At 72.8% G+C, this 17709-nt stretch carries 15 protein-coding genes; 4 read left to right on the top strand and 11 right to left on the bottom strand.

Annotation, left to right across the window (positions count from 1 at the left end; translation table 11 throughout):
- Positions 1-258 precede the first annotated feature (258 nt).
- Positions 259-1965, top strand: coding sequence for a protein kinase domain-containing protein (locus tag DXZ73_RS21950; protein WP_116212794.1), 1707 nt, complete (start codon positions 259-261; stop codon positions 1963-1965).
- 100 nt (positions 1966-2065) lie between these two features.
- On the opposite strand, the gene DXZ73_RS21955 is transcribed toward DXZ73_RS21950, so the two are convergent.
- The 3 genes from DXZ73_RS21955 to DXZ73_RS21965 form a co-directional block, all read right to left on the bottom strand.
- Positions 2066-2626 (bottom strand): bacterial proteasome activator family protein, encoded by a 561-nt coding sequence (locus DXZ73_RS21955; protein WP_116212795.1) that lies wholly within the window; start codon positions 2624-2626, stop codon positions 2066-2068.
- Positions 2627-2797: 171 nt separating this feature from the next.
- Positions 2798-3559, bottom strand: a complete 762-nt coding sequence (locus DXZ73_RS21960) for a hypothetical protein (RefSeq protein WP_162890282.1) — start codon at positions 3557-3559, stop codon at positions 2798-2800.
- Positions 3560-3777: 218 nt separating this feature from the next.
- On the bottom strand, positions 3778-4755 hold the full coding sequence (locus tag DXZ73_RS21965) for an NAD(P)H-quinone oxidoreductase (protein WP_116212797.1): 978 nt from the start codon (positions 4753-4755) through the stop codon (positions 3778-3780).
- Positions 4756-4806: 51 nt separating this feature from the next.
- On the opposite strand from DXZ73_RS21965, the gene DXZ73_RS21970 reads away from it, so the two are divergent.
- Positions 4807-5934 (top strand): potassium channel family protein, encoded by a 1128-nt coding sequence (locus tag DXZ73_RS21970; RefSeq protein WP_116212798.1) that lies wholly within the window; start codon positions 4807-4809, stop codon positions 5932-5934.
- A gap of 64 nt (positions 5935-5998) precedes the next feature.
- Here DXZ73_RS21970 and DXZ73_RS21975 read toward each other — a convergent pair whose 3' ends face one another.
- The 5 genes from DXZ73_RS21975 to pdhA all read right to left on the bottom strand — a co-directional run bounded on the left by DXZ73_RS21975 (position 5999) and on the right by pdhA (position 12216).
- Entirely contained in the window at positions 5999-7549 is a 1551-nt protein-coding gene (locus DXZ73_RS21975; protein ID WP_116215764.1) for a molybdopterin molybdotransferase MoeA, read from the bottom strand.
- 167 nt (positions 7550-7716) lie between these two features.
- The gene (locus tag DXZ73_RS21980) at positions 7717-8655 is read right to left on the bottom strand and encodes an NTP transferase domain-containing protein (RefSeq protein WP_116212799.1); all 939 of its coding nucleotides are present in this window, start codon (positions 8653-8655) and stop codon (positions 7717-7719) included.
- 38 nt (positions 8656-8693) lie between these two features.
- Positions 8694-10022, bottom strand: a complete 1329-nt coding sequence (locus tag DXZ73_RS21985; protein ID WP_116215765.1) for a dihydrolipoamide acetyltransferase family protein — start codon at positions 10020-10022, stop codon at positions 8694-8696.
- Positions 10022-11068 (bottom strand): alpha-ketoacid dehydrogenase subunit beta, encoded by a 1047-nt coding sequence (locus DXZ73_RS21990; RefSeq protein WP_116212800.1) that lies wholly within the window; start codon positions 11066-11068, stop codon positions 10022-10024. The genes DXZ73_RS21985 and DXZ73_RS21990 overlap by 1 nt, the downstream gene beginning before the upstream one ends.
- Entirely contained in the window at positions 11065-12216 is a 1152-nt protein-coding gene (gene pdhA, locus DXZ73_RS21995) for a pyruvate dehydrogenase (acetyl-transferring) E1 component subunit alpha (RefSeq protein WP_116212801.1), read from the bottom strand. The genes DXZ73_RS21990 and pdhA overlap by 4 nt, the downstream gene beginning before the upstream one ends.
- 181 nt (positions 12217-12397) lie before the next feature.
- On the opposite strand from pdhA, the gene DXZ73_RS22000 reads away from it, so the two are divergent.
- Positions 12398-12901 carry an Lrp/AsnC family transcriptional regulator gene (locus tag DXZ73_RS22000; RefSeq protein ID WP_116212802.1) on the top strand — a complete coding sequence of 168 codons (504 nt, stop codon included), beginning with the start codon at positions 12398-12400 and terminating at the stop codon, positions 12899-12901.
- 20 nt (positions 12902-12921) lie between these two features.
- Here the strand turns inward: DXZ73_RS22000 and DXZ73_RS22005 are convergent, their stop codons facing one another.
- Both DXZ73_RS22005 and DXZ73_RS22010 read right to left on the bottom strand, forming a co-directional pair.
- Positions 12922-13512 carry a TetR/AcrR family transcriptional regulator gene (locus DXZ73_RS22005; RefSeq protein WP_116212803.1) on the bottom strand — a complete coding sequence of 197 codons (591 nt, stop codon included), beginning with the start codon at positions 13510-13512 and terminating at the stop codon, positions 12922-12924.
- 2 nt (positions 13513-13514) lie between these two features.
- Entirely contained in the window at positions 13515-15032 is a 1518-nt protein-coding gene (locus tag DXZ73_RS22010) for a 3-hydroxyacyl-CoA dehydrogenase (protein ID WP_116212804.1), read from the bottom strand.
- 193 nt (positions 15033-15225) lie between these two features.
- Between DXZ73_RS22010 and paaN the strand changes: the two genes are divergently transcribed.
- Complete coding sequence (paaN, locus tag DXZ73_RS22015; protein WP_116212805.1) at positions 15226-16929, top strand: phenylacetic acid degradation protein PaaN; 1704 nt, start codon at positions 15226-15228, stop codon at positions 16927-16929.
- On the opposite strand, the gene DXZ73_RS22020 is transcribed toward paaN, so the two are convergent.
- Positions 16926-17696, bottom strand: coding sequence for a TrmH family RNA methyltransferase (locus DXZ73_RS22020; protein ID WP_116212806.1), 771 nt, complete (start codon positions 17694-17696; stop codon positions 16926-16928). The two genes, paaN and DXZ73_RS22020, sit on opposite strands and share 4 nt — an antisense overlap.
- Between the last annotated feature and the right edge of the window lie 13 nt (positions 17697-17709).

A 17709-nucleotide genomic window follows, 5' to 3' on the forward strand; every position in this document is an offset into this window, starting at 1 on the left:
CTGCGCGGGGAAAACGGTCTTCCGCTAAGGCACGCTACAGGCTCCGCGCCGCGCGCCGGTCCGGGATGGACGCGCTATCAAACCTGTACGGGCGTGAGCAAGGCAAATCTCGTGACGGCTTGTCGCTCATCCCGTCACGGAACGGGCACGCGGCTTGACGTGCCCGCGCCCTCGGGCAGACTTGGCCGGGATATACCCACGAGCCGGCCCGATCCGGACCAGTACAGCAGGCAGTGCGCCCAAGGGGGAAGCAGAACAATGAGCCAGGACGGCGCACAAGGCCGCTATGCGGGCCGGTCGGTAGGCGGTGGCCGGTACCAGCTGCGCGACCTCCTCGGCGAGGGCGGCATGGCCTCCGTGCACCTGGCCTACGACAGCGTTCTGGACCGCCAGGTCGCCATCAAGACCCTGCACACGGAGCTCGGGCGCGAGGCGTCCTTCCGCGAGCGGTTCCGGCGCGAGGCCCAGGCCGTCGCCAAGCTCACACACACCAACATCGTCTCGGTATTCGATACGGGCGAGGACGACCTGGACGGGTCGACCATGCCGTACATCGTCATGGAGTACGTCGAGGGCCAGCCGCTGCGCTCGGTGCTCGACGCCGACGTCCGGCAGTACGGCGCCATGCCCGCCGAGAAGGCGCTGAAGATCACCGCCGATGTGCTGGCGGCCCTCGAGGTCAGCCACGAGATGGGCCTGGTCCACCGCGACATCAAGCCCGGCAACGTGATGATGACCAAGCGCAACGTGGTCAAGGTCATGGACTTCGGCATCGCGCGCGCCATGCAGTCCGGCGTCACCTCCATGACGCAGACCGGCATGGTCGTGGGCACCCCGCAGTACCTCTCGCCCGAGCAGGCGCTCGGGCGCGGCGTGGACGCCCGCTCCGACCTTTATTCGGTCGGCATCATGCTCTTCGAGCTGCTGACCGGGCGGCTGCCCTTCGACGCGGACTCCCCGCTGGCCATCGCGTACGCGCACGTCCAGGAGGAGCCGGTCGCGCCGTCCACGATCAACCGCTCGATCCCGCCGGCCGTCGACGCGCTGGTGGCCCGTGCGCTGAAGAAGAACCCGAACGAGCGCTTCCCGAGCGCCGAGTCCATGCGCGACGAGTGTGCGCGCGTGGTGGGCACCGCCCAGTCCGCGGCCTCGCCGATGATCGTCGCGGGCGGCCCGCCGGCCCGCAGCGGCGCGGGCGTGGGCTCCGCCGTCTTCCCCCCGGTCGACCAGCAGGCACCGGCGCCGGGCCCGCAGGGCGTCCAGATGCCGTACCAGGCGCCCGCCCAGAGCCCGTACGGCGGCGGCTACGGCCCCTCCACGCCCCCGCCGGGCCCGGTGGGCTACCCGACCCCCGCCCAGCCCTTCCAGGGCGGTCAGAGCGGCCAGGGGACCCCTCCGCCGTACTCCGCTCCCGCCCCGGCCCCGAGCAGCGGTGGTGGCAGGAGCAACAAGCCGGTGCTCATCGGCTCCGCCGTCGTCGCCGTGCTCGCGGTCATCGGCGTGATCGCGGCGATCTCGCTGAACGGCAAAAGCGACGACTCCGGCAACCAGGCGAACGGCAAGCAGTCCCAGTCGCCCGTCACGGCCGCCCCGGTGGGCGGATCCGGTTCCGGCGGCTCCGCGGGCGGGTCCACCTCGGGCGGCGGCACCGGTGGCACGCAGTCGCAGCACAAAGAGGGCGACAAGACGAAGACCATCGACAAGCAGAAGTGCACCAACGCCTACGACTACTACAACGACAAGACGAAGAAGACGGCGCCCAACTTCAGCTACTTCTACGTCGACTCGGTCAAGGCGTGCCTCCAGGCAGCGGGCTGGAAGTACCGCGTCGACGTGCAGCCCGAGAACACCTGGGGCAAGGGGACGGTGCTCAGCCAGACGCCCAAGGAGGGCGACCCCTTCGACCCGAAGTCGCCGAGCGACGAGTTCGTGCTGACCGTGTCGACGGGTGACCCGGCCTCGTAATGCCGTGACCGCCGCAGTGCACGTGTGCCCGGTACGCCCTTGAGAGGCGTACCGGGCACACGTGCGTGCGGGGTGCGGGCCCGCACGGCGGGCTCCGGATCTACAGATACGGGCCGGAGCGCGCACCGCCGTGCTGGTGGCCGTCCTCGTCGTCGTCACCGAGGATGCCGGGCGGGAGCGCCCTGCGCATCTGCTCCAACTGCGCCCGTGCCGCCATCTGCTGGGCGAACAGCGTGGTCTGGATGCCGTGGAAGAGACCCTCCAGCCAGCCGACCAACTGTGCCTGCGCGATCCGCAGTTCGGCCTCGGTGGGGATCGTCTCGTCGGTGAAGGGGAGCGACAGGCGCTCCAGCTCCTCCACCAGCTCGGGCGCGAGCCCGTCCTCCAGCTCCCTGACGGAGCTGTGGTGGATCTCCTTGAGGCGCACCCGGCTCGCCTCGTCCAGAGGAGCGGCCCTGACCTCCTCCAGCAGTTGCTTGATCATGCTGCCGATGCGCATGACCTTGGCGGGCTGTTCGACCATCTCCGTCACCGGGACCTCGCGCGACTCGTCGTCACCCTCCCCGCCGCCGGGGCTGGCGCTGCCGAGAGCCATGCCGTCGGGCCCTACGACCAGGACCTGCGGGCTCTCTTGCGACCGTTCGTTCCTCGGCATATCCATGCCGCCATTCTCTCGCACATGTGATTTCCCCCTGTTGATGCCCCCGTACACGCCTGATCCACCGTGCCACACGCCCTGCCGCGCGCCCCTTTTTCACTACGCGCGCCGTTCAACCGGTTTCCGCACCACCGGCCGTCCGGCGACCGGGAAACCTCTGCCCGGGGCGCACCCTCACCGGACCCGCCGCAGCCTCAGCGCGAAGAACCCCAGTCCCAGGCCCGTGAGCATCATCCCGGTCCCCAGCGGCAGCACTCGCATGACCCGGTCCCCGTAGCCGGTCGACTCCCCGCTCCGCCCGTCCGCCCCGGAGCCCCGCCCGTCGTCCGGCACGGTCCGCGCTCCCGGACGCCGTGGCCGTGCCACGTCCGCCCGTCCGCGCGCCGGCGCGGTCGCGGAAGCGGAAGGGGAGCCGCCGGGCACGGGCTCGCCGGACGCCGTCCCGTCGTCCGGTCCCTCCTCCCCGTCGTCCGAGGACGCTTCCGGCGCGGAGGGAGGCGGATCGGTGGCCCGGCCCGGATGCGTACGCCCCTCACCGGCGTCGCTGCCGGCGAGCCGGCCGTCACCACCCGGAGGGGCGGGCGAGGGGGTGGAGGGATAGGCGAACGGCGGTGAGGGCGCGAGGTTCGCCCTGCTGTGCGGCACGTTCGTGAACGCGCTGTGCGGGAGTTCCCCCTTGAACGCACTGTGCGGGATCTCTCCGGTCACGCCGTGCGGGGCGCCGGGCGCTCTGCCGGTGGCTGTCGGTCCGGGCACCGGGGCGGGCAACAGGGAGGGACGGGCGGCGGGCGAGGCGGAGGGGCGTACAGGAGGTGGAGCGGGGCGTCCGGCGCACTGCGCGCCGGACGCCGGGCCTATGACCGCCGCCATGACGGCCGCCGCGACCGCCGCCGCGACCGAGGCGGCCCGGGAGGCCGTCCGTATTCCACCGTTCACGCCGCCGCCCTCCGCCCGAGCCGCCGCCCCACGCCAACAGCCTCACACGCGCCCCGCAGTCCGGCGCGTACGAGCGGCCGAGTGGGTGACGGGCGGAGGTGGGCGGCGAAGTCCCGGGCGGCCGCGGGCTTCTCGGCCACGGACCATGCGCGATCGGCATGTTTGCCACGGCCCTCGCGCTTGAATGCCGCAGGCTCAGGTCGTCGTGCGGCCGACCCTCATGTGGTCAGCAGCACCTTCCCGACGTGCGTGCTCTCCTCCAGGATGCGGTGCGCCTCGGCGGCCTCCCGGAGCGGCAGCGTGCGGTCGACCACGGGCCGTACGCGCCCTCCGGCGATCAGCGGCCAGACGTGTTCCCGTACGGCCGCGACGATCGCCGCCTTCTCCGCGAGCGGACGGCCCCGCAGCGACGTGCCCAGCACGGCGGCCCGCTTGGTGAGCAGCGCGCCGAGGTCCAACTCGGCCTTGCGGCCGCCCTGGAGGCCGATGATGACCAGCCGGCCGTTGACGGCGAGGGCGTCCACGTTGCGCGCGAGGTACTTCGCTCCGACGATGTCGAGGATGACGTCCGCGCCGACGCCACCGGTGACCTTGGCGAGCTCCTCGACGAAGTCCTGTTCGCGGTAGTCGATGAGGATGTCCGCGCCCAGCTCGCGGCAGCGCTCCAGCTTGTCGCGGCTGCCCGCGGTGACGGCGACGCGCGCGCCGACCGCCTTCGCCAGCTGCACGGCCATCGTCCCGATGCCGCTGCCGCCGCCGTGGACGAGCAGGGTCTCGCCGGGGCGCAGGTGCGCGACCATGAAGACGTTGGACCAGACCGTCGCGGTGACCTCGGGCAGCCCGGCCGCCGTGACCAGGTCCAGGCCCTCGGGCACGGGCAGCAACTGGCCGACCGGCACACAGACCTTCTCGGCGTACCCGCCGCCCGCCAGCAGCGCGCACACCTCGTCGCCGACCGCCCAGCCGCTCACGCCGGGGCCGAGCGCGGCGATCCGGCCGGAGCACTCCAGGCCGGGGTAGGGGGAGGCGCCGGGCGGCGGGTCGTAGAAGCCCTGCCGCTGCACGACGTCGGCGCGGTTGACGGCGCTGGCCACGACCTCGACCAGGACCTCTCCGCTGCCGGGAACGGGATCGGGGACCTCGGCCCAGACGAGGGCCTCGGGCCCGCCGGGCTGGGGGATGGTGATCGCATGCATGCTCGCGAGGCTACTCCCGGGTCCCCCGGCCCATCCCGGAACATGGGGCGTATGGCAACAAACCCGGGGCGCCCGGACTCCCGAAAGACGCCCACCCGGCTCTCGCTCCTCCGCTCGCTGTGGCACCGCACCAGGAGCGAGGCCGAGGACGACGCGGAGGCCGGGCGTTCCATCGTGATGCCGGTCCAGAAAGTGAGCGCCCCGCTGCGGCAGGTGCTGCGGCGGCTGATCATGGCGCTGGTCGTGCTCGGTGTCACGACGCTGCTGGTCTACGTCGACCGCGAGGGCTACCACGACAACGCCGACGGCACGGTCGGCTTCCTGGACTCCGCCTATTACGCGACCGTCACCCTGTCGACGACGGGCTACGGCGACATCACGCCCGTGAGCGACGGGGCGCGGCTGATGAATATCTTCGTGGTCACGCCGTTGCGCGTGTTGTTCCTGATCATTCTGGTCGGGACGACCCTGGAAGTCTTGACCGAACGGACGCGCCAGCAAGTGCGCATCCACCGCTGGAGGTCGCGGATGCGAGATCACACCGTCGTCGTCGGATACGGCACCAAGGGCCGCCACGCGATCGAGACCCTGGTCGGCCAGGGCAAGCCCAAGGACAAGATCGTGGTGGTCGACCCGCAGAAGAAGGTCGTGGACGCGGCGTCCAGCGACGGACTGGTGGGTGTCCTGGGCGACGCGACCCGTTCGGAGACCCTCCAGCGCGCCGAGCTGCCGCGGGCCTCGCAGGTCGTGATCTGCACCGAACGGGACGACACCGCCGCCCTGGTCACCCTGACGGCGCGACAGCTCAACAAGCAGGCCACGATCGTGGTGGCCGTCCGGGAGGACGAGAACGTGCCGCTGCTGCGGCAGAGCGGCGCCAACACGGTCGTGACCAGCTCCAGCTCGGCGGGCCGGCTGCTCGGCATGTCGATGATGAGCCCGAACGTCGGCACGGTCCTGGAGGACCTCCTGACGTACGGCAACGGCCTGGACGTCGTCGAACGCCCGGTCACCAAGCCCGAGGCGGGCCGCTCACCGCGCGACTGCGAGGACCTGGTGGTGGCGGTCGTACGCGGCCACCGGCTGCTCCACTTCACCGACCCGGAAGCGGCGACGCTCCACCTCGCGGACCGGGTGATCACCATCAAGCAGGCGGTGGCGCCGAGCGAGGCCGGCTGAGGCCCGCTCCCCGGGCGATCAGCGGGCTGCGGTCCGCCCCTGGGCGATCGGCGGCAGAGGTCCGTCAGACCGCCGCGGCCGATGCCCACGGAACGCCCAGCAGGCCGACCGTGTCGCCCTGCGCTGCGCCGCCGGGCGGAATGACGGCCAGCGCGTCCGCCGCCGCGAGGCCGCGCAGCATGGCGGGTCCGTGGAAGGCCAGAGGCCGTACGCGGTCGCCGGGCAGCCGCAGCACCGGCATCAGCCGGGTGTCCGTGGGATGCCCCTGTGCGGCCTCGGCGAGGGTGACCCGGGTGCGGGTCGGCGCCGGCCGGCCGGAGAGTGCGCGCAGCAGCGGCTCGGCGAGCGTCAGCAGGCCCGCGACGGCGGCCAGGGGGTTGCCGGGAAGGCCCACCAGATGGCGGCCCGGTGCGAGCCGGGCCAGCAGCATGGGGTGGCCCGGCCGTACGGCGACGCCGTCGACCAGCAGCTCGGCGCCGACGCGGCGCAGCGTGGGGTGCACGTGGTCGACGGGGCCGGAGGCGGTGCCGCCCGTGGTGAGCACCAGGTCGGCGTCCGACGCGGCGACGGCGTCGTGCAGGACGTCGGCGTCGTCGCCGAGGCGCCGGGTCGCGGTCACCTCGGCGCCGAGCGCGGCCAGCCAGGGGCCGAGCATGGGCCCGAGCGCGTCCCGGATCCGGCCGCCCTGGGGCAGGCCCTCCAGGAGCAGTTCGTCGCCGAGGACGAGGACTTCGACGCGGGGGCGGCGCGTGACGCGCAGCCGGTCGTAGCCCGCGGCGGCGGCCAGACCCGCCACGGCGGGGCTGACGGGTGTGCCCTCGGGCAGCAGGTGGTCGCCGCGGCGGCATTCCTGGCCGCGGGGGCGGATGTCCTGCCCATGGGTGACGCGGCGGGTGGCGTGCAGCTCGGCCTGGCCCGTCACGTCGCCATGCTCGCTGCGCAGCACGGCGGTGGCCCCCGGAGGGACGCGTGCGCCGGTCGCGATGCGGACGGCGTGGCCGTCGCGGAGCGGTGCGGAGCCGGAGTTGTCGTCCCCGGCCAGGACGTCGGCGTCGTCCTGGGGCGGCGGCAGCCGCCAGGGTCCGGGGCCGGAGACCGCCCAGCCGTCCATGGCGGAGGTGTCGAAGGACGGGAGGTCGGTGAGGGCGTCGAGGGGCTCCGCAAGCACCTGTCCCAGGGCGTCGGCGAGGGGGCGTTCCTCGGCGGGCAGCGGCTCACCGGCGCGCGCGGCGATGCTGTGGGCGCGTGGCCAGGGAGCGGCGGAGGGAGTCCGCGGGGACCGGTTGCCGGCCATGGCGGTGCCGGACGGGGAGCGGTGTGACGGGTGGGGGTGCGGCGAAGTGTCGCAGGGCTCGGGGGAGGGGGCGGCGCGCCCCGGGGAAGGTACGTCTTCGGAAGTCGGCTCCGGGCAGTCGCCGGAAGCGGAACGGTCGGGAGGGCGGGAAGCCGGGGAGCTCGAAGCGGAAGCGGAGGGACCGGGTTCGCCGAGGGGCACGTCGAAGGGGTCGTCGACGAACAGGAACTCGTACGCGTGCGCCGAGGCGCTGTTGCCGCGCTGACCATCCGCGGAAGTGACACCTCGCCCACCGCCGACCACGCCACTTCCCACCGGCATCTCACCGAAGGGGAAATATGCACCCGGAGCTTCGTCCCCAGGGAGATTCGCGGTCGATCGCCCGACAGGGTCGTCGTCGTGACCACCGGTCCGTCGGTCACGGGCGAACAGTGCCAACGCCTCGTCGGCGGCCCGATCCAGCGCGGAATCCGCCGCTTCCTTGTCGGTCATTCCGACTCTTCGGCCTTGTCGCCGGGCTGATGCCCCTGCCCGCCCGCGGCCTCGCCCTGCGCCGCCCCTGACCGGCCGGCCGGCGCGGTCCCTCCGGGGCCCTCCGCCTCCTCGGCCCAGCGCTGGGCCAGGCCGACCGCCTTCCGCGTGAGCTCGGCGACCGCTTCGGGGCCGCCGCCCCGCTGCGCGGCCGCGTAGCCGACCAGGAACGTCGTCAGAGGCGCCGCAGGGCGGGCCACACCGTGCGCGGCGTCGCGCGCGAGATCCAGAAGGGCGGTCGTGTCGACATCGAGATCGATGCCGAGCTCGGCCTTGGCCGCGGTGATCCATTCATCCAGCACCCTCCCATCGTCCCTGATGCGCGCGCGGGCGGCGGCGACGTCCTCCCAGGTGTCACAGTCGAACGAGGCATCCGGGTGCGGAAGGCGGCCGAGCGACAGCTCCGCCGTGAGCAGCCGCAGCGGGAGACCGGACAGCGAACCGTACTCGGTGGCCAGCAGCGCCAGTTCACGGCGGAGGGGCTCCGTGCGGTAGGCCGCGACCAGCGGCTGGTCACGGCCGCCGGGATCGGCGAGCAGCACCCCCTCCACCCCGGAGCCGCCGCGGACGACCTCGGCGAGCAGCGACCGTACGGTCTCGGCGCGCAGGAACGGCAGGTCCGCGGAGAGCACGAGCGTGGTCGCGGCAGCCGTGTGCCGGAGCCCGGCGGCGAGCGCGGCGAGCGGCCCACCGCCGGGAGGCTGCTCGCGGGCCCACCGCACGGCCCGTGCGGTGGGGCGGCGCGGCCCCACGACGACGGTGTCACCGGCGTCGGCACACGCGCCCAGGACCCGGTCCAGCAGCGTGCGGCCGCCCACGCTCAGGGCGGGCTTGTCCGCACCGCCCAGTCGGCCGGCCGCACCTCCGGCGAGCACCACGGCGTCATAAGGAGTCACCCACCGAGTATGGCCGCTCGCGCGCTGCCGCCCGCCGTTCAGAGGGACCGCAGCAGCACCGCCGGGCGCTCGACGCAGTCGGCCACGTACCGCAGGAAGCCTCCCGCCGTGCCCCCGTCGCAGACCCGGTGGTCGAAGGTGAAGGACAGCTGCACCACCTGCCGCACCGCGAGCTCTCCCTCCCGCACCCACGGCTTCGGCGCTATCCGGCCCACACCGAGCATCGCCGCCTCCGGGTAGTTGATGATCGGCGTGGAGCCGTCGACGCCGAACACCCCGTAGTTGTTGAGCGTGAACGTACCTCCGGTCAGCTCCGCCGGGCTCAGTGTGCCCGCCCGCGCCGCCTCGGCGAGCCGGGCCATCTCCGTGGACAACGCGACGGCGTTGCGGGTGTGCGCGTCCCGCACGACGGGGACGGCGAGCCCGCGGGCGGTCTGCACGGCGAACCCCAGATGCACACCGGGCAGCCGCACGATCTCCTGGGCCCCGGTGTCCACGGTGGCGTTCAGCTCCGGATACTCCGCCAGTGCCGACGTGCAGATCCGGGCCAGCAGGGCGAGCAGCGAGACCTTGGGCCCCTCGCCCGCGTTCATCGCCCGGCGCGCGGCGAGCAGTTCGGTGGCATCGGCGTCCACCCAGCAGGTGGCGTCCGGGATCTCCCGGCGGCTCCTGGTGAGCTTCTCCGCGACCGCGCCGCGCACTCCACGCAGCGGTATGCGCTGCGCACCCGGCTCCCGGTGCCGTTCGGCCACGGGGGATCCGGCATCCCGAAGGGCCGTCTCCCGCCCGCCCCGGGGCTCCGTCGCGGCGCGCTCGACGTCGGCCCGCAGGATCAGGCCGTCCGGCCCGCTGCCGCGCACCTGGGCGAGGTCCAGCCCCCGCTCACGCGCGATCCTCCGGACGAGCGGCGAGATCACCGCCCTGGCGGCCGGCGCGGGTTTCCCGGGCGCCACGGGTGCCGTCTCCGTCCGGGGCTTCCGCACATCCGCGACCGGCGTACGGAGACGGCGTCGCCGGGGCGCGGGGGCCTGGGTGCCGTAGCCGACCAGGACGTTCCCCGAGCCGTCGGGCGTTCGGCCCCCGGCGGGCCCGTCGCCCTCGGCCGTTCTCATCGGCACCGGCTCGCCCACCGCCACCGTCAGCAGCGGTGCCCCCACCGGGAGCTCCGCTCCCTCCTCCCCGAACCTGGCCGTCACCACGCCCCCGTAGGGACACGGCACTTCGACCATCGCCTTGGCCGTCTCGACCTCGACCACCGGCTGGTCGACGGCGACCACGTCGCCCACGCTCACCAGCCAGCGGACGACCTCCGCCTCGGTGAGCCCCTCGCCCAGATCCGGCAGCCTGAATTCGCGCACCACGGCCATCAGCGCGCACCGCCCTCGTGCCCCGCGGACGTCCACTGCGACTCCCACTGCAAGCGCGCGACCGCGTCCAGCACCCGGTCCACACCGGGCAGATGGTGCTGCTCCAGCATCGGCGGCGGATAGGGGATGTCGAACCCGGCGACGCGCAGCACCGGCGCCTCCAGATGGTGGAAACACCGCTCCGTGACCCGCGCGGCGATCTCCCCGCCCGGACCGCCGAAACCGGCCGACTCGTGCACGACGACGGCCCTTCCGGTGCGCCGCACGGACGCGCAGACGGTCTCCTCGTCGAACGGCACCAGCGACCTGAGGTCGACGACTTCGAGATCCCACCCCTCCGCGACCGCCGCCTCGGCCGCCTCCATACAGACCGGCAGGGACGGCCCGTAGGTGATGAGCGTCGCGGACGAGCCGGGGCGCCGGACGACCGCGCGCCCGATGCCGGGCACCGTCTCGGGGTGCGCGGCGTCCCAGTGGTCCTTCGACCAGTACAGCCGCTTGGGCTCCAGGAAGATCACCGGGTCGTCGGAGGCGATCGCGGCGCGCAGCAGTCCGTACGCGTCGGCGACGGTCGCGGGGGCGACCACGTGGAGACCCGGTGTGGCCATGTAATACGCCTCGGAGGAATCGCTGTGGTGCTCGACCCCGCCGATCCCGCCGCCGTACGGCACCCGCACCGTGACCGGCATCGGCACGGCCCCGCGCGTGCGGTTCCGCATCCTGGAGACATGGCTGATCAGCTGCTCGAACGCGGGATAGGCGAAGGCGTCGAACTGCATCTCCACCACCGGACGCAGCCCGTACATCGCCATCCCGACGGCCGCCCCGAGAATGCCCGCCTCGGCCAGCGGGGTGTCCGTGCAGCGGTCCTCGCCGAACTCCTTGGCCAGCCCGTCGGTGACCCGGAAGACGCCTCCCAGGGCGCCGACGTCCTCGCCGAGGACGTGGACGGACGGGTCGTCGGCCATGGCGTCACGCAGTGCCCGGCCCAGCGCCTGCGCCATGGTGGCGGGCTTGTGGCCGGACCTGACGGCCGCGGTGGTCATCGCTGCGCCCCTTCCTGAGTGGCGGACTCCCCGGCGGCGGCGAGCTCGGCCCGCAACCGGTCGGCCTGCTCGCGCAGTTGGGCCGTCTGCTCGGCGTAGACATGGGTGAAAAGGTCCATGGGGTCCAGCGCGGGGTCCTGGTTCATCCGCTCGCGCAGATCGGCGGCCAGTCTCTCCGCGGCTTCCCGCTCCGCCCGCATTCCGGCCTCGTCGATCAGCTTCCGGCCGGTCAACTCCCGTTCCAGCAGGTCGATCGGATCGTGCGCGCGCCAGGCCTCGATCTCGGAGTCGGCGCGGTAGCGCGTGGCGTCGTCCGCGTTCGTATGGGCGTCGATGCGATAGGTGACGGCCTCGACCAGGGTGGGGCCCGCGCCGCCGCGGGCACGGCGGACGGCCTCGGAGAGGACCTCGTGGACCGCCGCGGCGTCATTGCCGTCGACCAGCCGGCCGGGCATGCCGTAGCCGACGGCCTTGTGCGCGAAGGAGGGTGCGGCGGTCTGCTTCGCCAGGGGCACCGAGATCGCGAAGCCGTTGTTCTGCACGAAGAAGACGACGGGTGCCTTCCAGACGGCGGCGAAGTTGAGGGCCTCGTGGAAGTCGCCCTCGCTGGTGCCGCCGTCACCGACCATGGCGAGCGCGACCACGTCGTCCCCCTTGAGCCGCGCGGCGTGCGCGAGCCCCACGGCATGCGGCAGCTGGGTGGCCAGCGGGGTGCACAGGGGCGCGATCCGGTGCTCGTGCGGGTCGTATCCGGTGTGCCAGTCGCCGCGCAGCAGCGTGAGCGCCTGCACGGGGTCGAGCCCGCGGACCACGGTCGCGAGGGTGTCGCGGTAGCTGGGGAAGAGCCAGTCGCGCTCCTCCAGGACCAGCCCGGCGGCGACCTGGCACGCCTCCTGTCCGGTGGACGAGGGATACACGGCCAGCCGGCCCTGCCGGGTGAGGGCGGTGGCCTGGCCGTTGTACCTCCGGCCGCGGACCAGCTGGCCGTACAGCCGCTTCAGCAGCGCGGGATCCAGCCCGGCCGCCGCGTCGGTGCCCAGCAGGCGGTACGGCTCCGCGTCGGGCAGCAGCGGCGCGGGGTCGGTGCGGGGCTGCCAGGCAGGGGGCGGGGCGGGTCGGTACGAGCCGGGCTGCTCCAGAACCGTCATGACGAGCACCTCCTTTTGGGACGGGCTTGACCGGTCGCACGGCGCAGCGCGCCGCACGCCCTCCCTACCGATTGTTCGGTCGTCGGCACATTTTGGCTACAGGCGGCCCGAGCCTGTGGACAAACGGTTCTCCACAGCCTGAGATATGGACAGGACGTCCACGAAGGGGAGGCGGGGCGGTATGCCGGACGAACAGATGGCCTTTTCGGGCGGCAGGCCACCCGCCCGGCAGCTCGACGAGATCGACCGCGCGATCCTGCGGATGCTCCGGTCCGACGGCCGCGCCTCGATACGGTCCGTCTCGGAGCAGGTGCACGTGTCGCGCGCCAACGCCTACGCCCGGATCAACCGCCTCATCGACGACGGGGTCATACGCGGCTTCAGCGCCCGGATCGACCAGGAGCGCGCGGGCCAGAGCGCCTCGGCATACATCACGCTGAAGATCGTCCAGAACTCCTGGCGCACGGTCCGCGAAAAGCTCCGCGCCCTGCCGGGAGCCGCCCATATCGCTCTGGTCAGCGGGGATTTCGATGTCCTGCTGCTCGTCCACACCAAGGACAACCACGCCCTGCGGGAGCTGGTGCTCACCCGGATCCAGGCCATGGACGAGGTGCTCAGCACCCGCACCCTCCTGGTCTTCGAGGAGACGGACCTGGAGGAGGGGCGGGTGCCCGGGGAGCCCTGACCGGGCCCGCGCCCGGCCGGTCAGCCGACGGTGCGCAGCCCGGCGAAGGCCGTGCGGACCACCGCGTCGGCCACCTCTTCGCTCGTGGCTCCGCCTCGCTCCGGCCGGTACCACTCCACAACGGAATTGATCATTCCGAAGAGCAGCCGGGTCGCCAGCCGCACGTCGACGTCCGGCCTGAGATCGCCGTCGGCCGCCGCCCGCTTCAGCAGCTCCGCGACCTGGTGGTCGAACTCGCGGCGCCGTTCCATCGCCCAGCGCTCCGTGTCGGTGTTGCCCCGCACGCGCAGCAGCAGCGTCACGTAGGGCAGCTCGTCCATCAGGACCTCCACCGTGCGCCGGGTGACGTACTCCAGTCGCTCGATCGCCCGTCCCGAGACGGCGCGCGGCTCGTCGAGGACGGCGAAGAGCCCGTCGAGGGCGCGGCTTATCGCGAGCCGCAGGAGCTCTTCCTTGCCCTTCACGTGGTGGTAGATGGAGGACTTGGAGATTCCGGCCGCCTTGGAGAGGTGCTCCATGGACGTGCCGTCGTAGCCCCGCTCGTTGAACACCGTGACGGCGACCGCGAGCAGCGATTCGGGCGTGTAGGTGTCGCGCTTGGCCATGGTCATGATTACAGCAGGCTCTCTTCGACGGCTGCACGGCGGAGCAGCGGCTGGGACGGTGCGTAGCGCCCGTCGGGGCATTCGAAGTGCAGGTTCCGCAGCACTTGGCTCACCCACACCGCACCGAGGGCCCGGCCCCACTCCAGCGGGCCGCGCGGGTGGTTCACCCCGAGCCGCATGGCGGTGTCGACGTCCTCCGGGCTCGCGACGCCCCGGCCGACGGCGTCCTCGGCGAAATCGACGAGCATGGCGACCGTACGGGCCACGATCAGGCCGGGTGCATCGCCGATGACGCTCACCTGCTTGCCCAGCGCCTGGAACAGGCCGACCGCCGCCCGTACGTCCGCGGGGGACGCGGTCGCCGAGGGCGCGAGGGCGATCCGGGTGCAGGCGCGGTAGTCGAGGGCCAGGTCGAAGTGGATCCGGGTGCCGGCGAGCTCCGTGGTGGCCGGGAGGCCCTGGGTGAGGGAGAGCTCCGTACCGCCGGGAAGGACGAGATGCCCGTCGTCGTCCGGCCCGGGTGCCTCGGTGACCGTGATGCCTGCTTCCCGGGTCATCTCGGCGAGCACGGCGCAGGCGCGGGGAAGCCGGCCGTGGACGGTGAGTGCCCCGGGCGCTTCGCACGGCTCCTCGGTGCGTGGCCGCGGCCGCTCCGCACCGGCCGTGTGGTCGTACCAGCCCCGCCCGCTCTTGCGGCCGAGCAGCCCGGCCTCCACGAGCCGCCGCTGCGCGAGCGAAGGCCTGAACTTCGGGTCGTGGAAGAACGACTCGTAGACCGAACGGGTGACGGCTTCGTTCACATCCTGGCCGATGAGGTCGGTGAGTTCGAAGGGACCCATGGGGAAGCCGCCGCACTCGCGCAGGACGGCGTCGACGGTGGCGGGGTCGGCGGCCCGTTCCTCATGGACGCGGAACGCTTCGGCGTAGAAGGGCCTGGCGACGCGGTTGACGACGAAGCCCGGGGCGTCGGCGCAGCGCACCGGCGACTTTCCCCAGGCGGCCACGGTGGCGTGCGCGCGCTCCGCCGCCTCCGCGTCGGTGGCGAACCCCCGGACCACCTCCACGAGCGGCAGCAGCGGTGCCGGGTTGAAGAAGTGCAGGCCGACGAAGCGGCCGGGCAGCCGGAGGGCGCCCGCGACGGCGGTCACCGACAGGGAAGAGGTGTTGGTGGCCAGCAGACAGTCGTCGGGAACGACCGATTCCAGCTCCGCGAACAGCTTCTGTTTGGCGCCGAGTTGTTCCAGAATCGCCTCGATGACGAGCGCCGAGTCAGCGAGGTCGTCCAGTCGCGCGGCGGGGTGCAGACGGGCGCGGGCCGCGTCCCGGCCGTCGGCCGTGAGCCTGCCCTTCTCCACGAGACGGTCGAGGCGTGCGCCGATGGCCTGCGCGGCCTCGGCGGCCCGCCCCTCCAAGGTGTCGTACAGCCGCACACGGTGGCCCGCGACCAGGGCGACCTGGGCGATTCCCTGGCCCATGGTGCCGGTGCCGACGACTGCGACGGTCGCTTTCGGCTCGATTGCGGTCATGCCGGTGATCCTCCCCGATGAGTTGTCCACAGGTTCGCCGGGCCCCCTTGTCCCGACCGATCGTTCGGTTACTGTATCTACCGGGGGGAGTTCCCGGCCTCCCGAAGTGTGTCGCCCGCGCTCTGTCGCCCACGCTCCGTCCCCGAAGACTGTCGTCCCATCCGAGCCCAGCTCGAAGAGGAGTTGGTCAGCCGTGACCGCCGGACTCAGCACCGCCCAGTTGATCGAGAAGCACCTCCCGACACTCGACCAGGCCCTGGACGCCATCCGCACGCGCGTCTATTGGTCCCCCTTCCCCGAGCACCCGAAGGCGTACGGGGCGGAGGGCGCCGTGCCCGGCAGCCTGGGCGCGGCCGAGGGCCAGGCCGCCTTCGAGGCGCTGCGCGGCAAGCGCTTCGAGCTGGACCAGCCAGGTGCGGACGGCTGGGCGGGCTCCGAAGTCTCCCCGTACGGACCGGAGCTGGGGATCGAGTATCCCCACCCCGGAGTCGACGCGCTGCTGCCGGCCATGCGCGCGGCGATGCCGCAGTGGCGCGAGGCGGGCCCCCAGGCGCGGGCCGCTGTCTGTCTGGAGATCCTCGCCCGGATCAACGCCCGTACGCACGAGTTCGCCCACGCGGTCATGCACACCAGTGGGCAGGCCTTCATGATGGCCTTCCAGGCCGGCGGCCCGCACGCCCAGGACCGGGGCCTGGAGGCCGTCGCCTACGCCTTCGCCGAGCAGGTGCGCACCCCGGAGTCGGCCGACTGGTCCAAGCCGCAGGGCAAGCGCCCACCGCTGGAGCTGCGCAAGGAGTTCACCCCCGTGCCGCGCGGCATCTCGCTGCTGATCGGCTGCAACACCTTCCCGACGTGGAACGGCTACCCCGGCCTGTTCGCCTCCCTCGCCACGGGCAACGCCGTGCTGGTCAAGCCGCATCCGCGCGCCGTGCTGCCGCTGGCCCTGACGGTGCGCATCGCGCGCGAGGTCCTCCAGGGGGCGGGCTTCTCCCCCGACCTGGTCGCGCTGGCCGCCGAGCGGGACGGCGAGGGGATCGCCAAGTCCCTGGCCGTCCGCCCGGAGATCCGCATCATCGACTACACCGGCTCCACCGCGTTCGGCGACTGGCTGGAGGCCAACGCCCGCCAGGCGCAGGTCTTCACGGAGAAGGCCGGGGTGAACACGGTCGTCATCGACTCCACCGGCGACTACAAGGGCCTGCTGAGCAACCTCGCCTTCTCGCTGTCCCTCTACAGCGGCCAGATGTGCACCACCCCGCAGAACTTCCTCATTCCGCGCGACGGGATCACCACGGACGCCGGGCCCAAGTCCTACGACGAGGTGGTGGCGGATCTGGCCGCCGCCGTGGACGGCCTGCTCGGTGACGACGCCAGGGCCAACGCGCTGCTGGGCGCGATCGTCAACGACCAGGTGAAGGAGCGCATCGACGCCGCCGCGCAGCTCGGTGAAGTCGCCCTCGCCTCCCGGGCGGTGACCAACCCCGACTTCCCCGGCGCCACGGTCCGTACGCCCGTGATCGTCAAGCTGGACGGCGCCAAGCCGGACTCCGAGGCGGCCTATCTCTCGGAGTGCTTCGGACCGGTGTCCTTCGCCGTGGCGGTGGACTCGACCGCCGACGCCGTCGAACTGCTGCGGCGCACGGTGCGGGAGAAGGGCGCGATGACCGTCGGCGCGTACACCACGTCGCCCGACGTCGAGCGGCTGCTCGAGGTGGCCTGCCTGGAGGAGTGCGCCCAGCTCTCCCTCAACCTCACGGGCGGGGTATATGTGAACCAGACCGCCGCCTTCTCCGACTTCCACGGTTCGGGCGGCAATCCGTCGGCCAACGCGGTCCTGTGCGACAGCGCGTTCGTCGCGAGCCGCTTCCGCACGGTCGAGGTGCGCCGCCCGGCCTAGCCGAGCGGCCGGTCCGCGGCCGGTCCTCCCCAGTGGAAGAGGGCCATGGCGACGCTCGTCGCGAGGTTGTAGCTGGACACCTGGGGCCGCATGGGAAGGGCGACCAGCCGGGTCGCCCTCTCCCGCAGGTCGGGCGAGATCCCGTGCCGCTCGGAGCCGAAGGCGATGAGCGCGTCGTCCGGGAAGTCGATGGAGCGGATGTCGTCGCCCTCAGGATCCAGCGCGTAGAGCGGTCCGGGCGGCAGTTCGGGCAGCGGGAGCCGCTCGACGGCGGTCGCGTAGTGCAGGCCCGCCCCGGCCCGTACGGCGTTGGGGTGCCAGGGGTCGATGTCGCCGGTGGTGACCACGCCCGTGGCCCCGAAGCCGGCGGCGAGACGGATGACGGCGCCGACGTTCCCGAGGTTGCGGGGGTTCTCCAGCACGACGACCGGCGCCTTCCGGGGTGCCCGCGACAGGGTGTCGAGGTTCTTCCGGCGGCTCGGCCTGACCGCCAGTGCGGCCACCCCGGTGGGGTGGACCCGGGGCAGCAGCTCCCGCAGGCTCTGCGCCGGGATCCCGACGAGTCGCTCGGCGAGCTCCCCGGTCAGGTCGTCGGCCAGATCGGCGGCGAGCGCCAGCGTGGCCTCCTTGTCGGCGCAGACGGCCAGCCGTACGTCCGCGCCGAAGCGCAGGGCGTGCTTCAAGGCGTGGAAACCGTCCAGCAGTACGGCGTCAGGGGCGAGCTCGCCCCACTGTCGTACGGCGGCCACGGCTTCGTCCTCGGTCATGCCCTCAGCCTAC

Origin of the sequence: Streptoverticillium olivoreticuli subsp. olivoreticuli (genome assembly GCF_003391135.1) — a bacterium.
GTDB classification, from domain to species: Bacteria; Actinomycetota; Actinomycetes; order Streptomycetales; family Streptomycetaceae; genus Streptomyces; species Streptomyces blastmyceticus.

Bases quoted from the DNA above. Each gene is read 5' to 3' on its own strand.
- DXZ73_RS21950 (WP_116212794.1), top strand. From the start codon at position 259: ATGAGCCAGGACGGCGCACAAGGCCGCTATGCGGGCCGGTCGGTAGGC.
- DXZ73_RS21955 (WP_116212795.1), bottom strand. From the start codon at position 2,626: ATGGATATGCCGAGGAACGAACGGTCGCAAGAGAGCCCGCAGGTCCTG.
- DXZ73_RS21965 (WP_116212797.1), bottom strand. From the start codon at position 4,755: ATGCATGCGATCACCATCCCCCAGCCCGGCGGGCCCGAGGCCCTCGTC.
- DXZ73_RS21970 (WP_116212798.1), top strand. From the start codon at position 4,807: ATGGCAACAAACCCGGGGCGCCCGGACTCCCGAAAGACGCCCACCCGG.
- DXZ73_RS21975 (WP_116215764.1), bottom strand. From the start codon at position 7,549: ATGCCGGTGGGAAGTGGCGTGGTCGGCGGTGGGCGAGGTGTCACTTCC.
- DXZ73_RS21985 (WP_116215765.1), bottom strand. From the start codon at position 10,022: ATGGCCGTGGTGCGCGAATTCAGGCTGCCGGATCTGGGCGAGGGGCTC.
- DXZ73_RS21990 (WP_116212800.1), bottom strand. From the start codon at position 11,068: ATGACCACCGCGGCCGTCAGGTCCGGCCACAAGCCCGCCACCATGGCG.
- pdhA (WP_116212801.1), bottom strand. From the start codon at position 12,216: ATGACGGTTCTGGAGCAGCCCGGCTCGTACCGACCCGCCCCGCCCCCT.
- DXZ73_RS22000 (WP_116212802.1), top strand. From the start codon at position 12,398: ATGCCGGACGAACAGATGGCCTTTTCGGGCGGCAGGCCACCCGCCCGG.
- DXZ73_RS22005 (WP_116212803.1), bottom strand. From the start codon at position 13,512: ATGACCATGGCCAAGCGCGACACCTACACGCCCGAATCGCTGCTCGCG.
- DXZ73_RS22010 (WP_116212804.1), bottom strand. From the start codon at position 15,032: ATGACCGCAATCGAGCCGAAAGCGACCGTCGCAGTCGTCGGCACCGGC.
- DXZ73_RS22020 (WP_116212806.1), bottom strand. From the start codon at position 17,696: ATGACCGAGGACGAAGCCGTGGCCGCCGTACGACAGTGGGGCGAGCTC.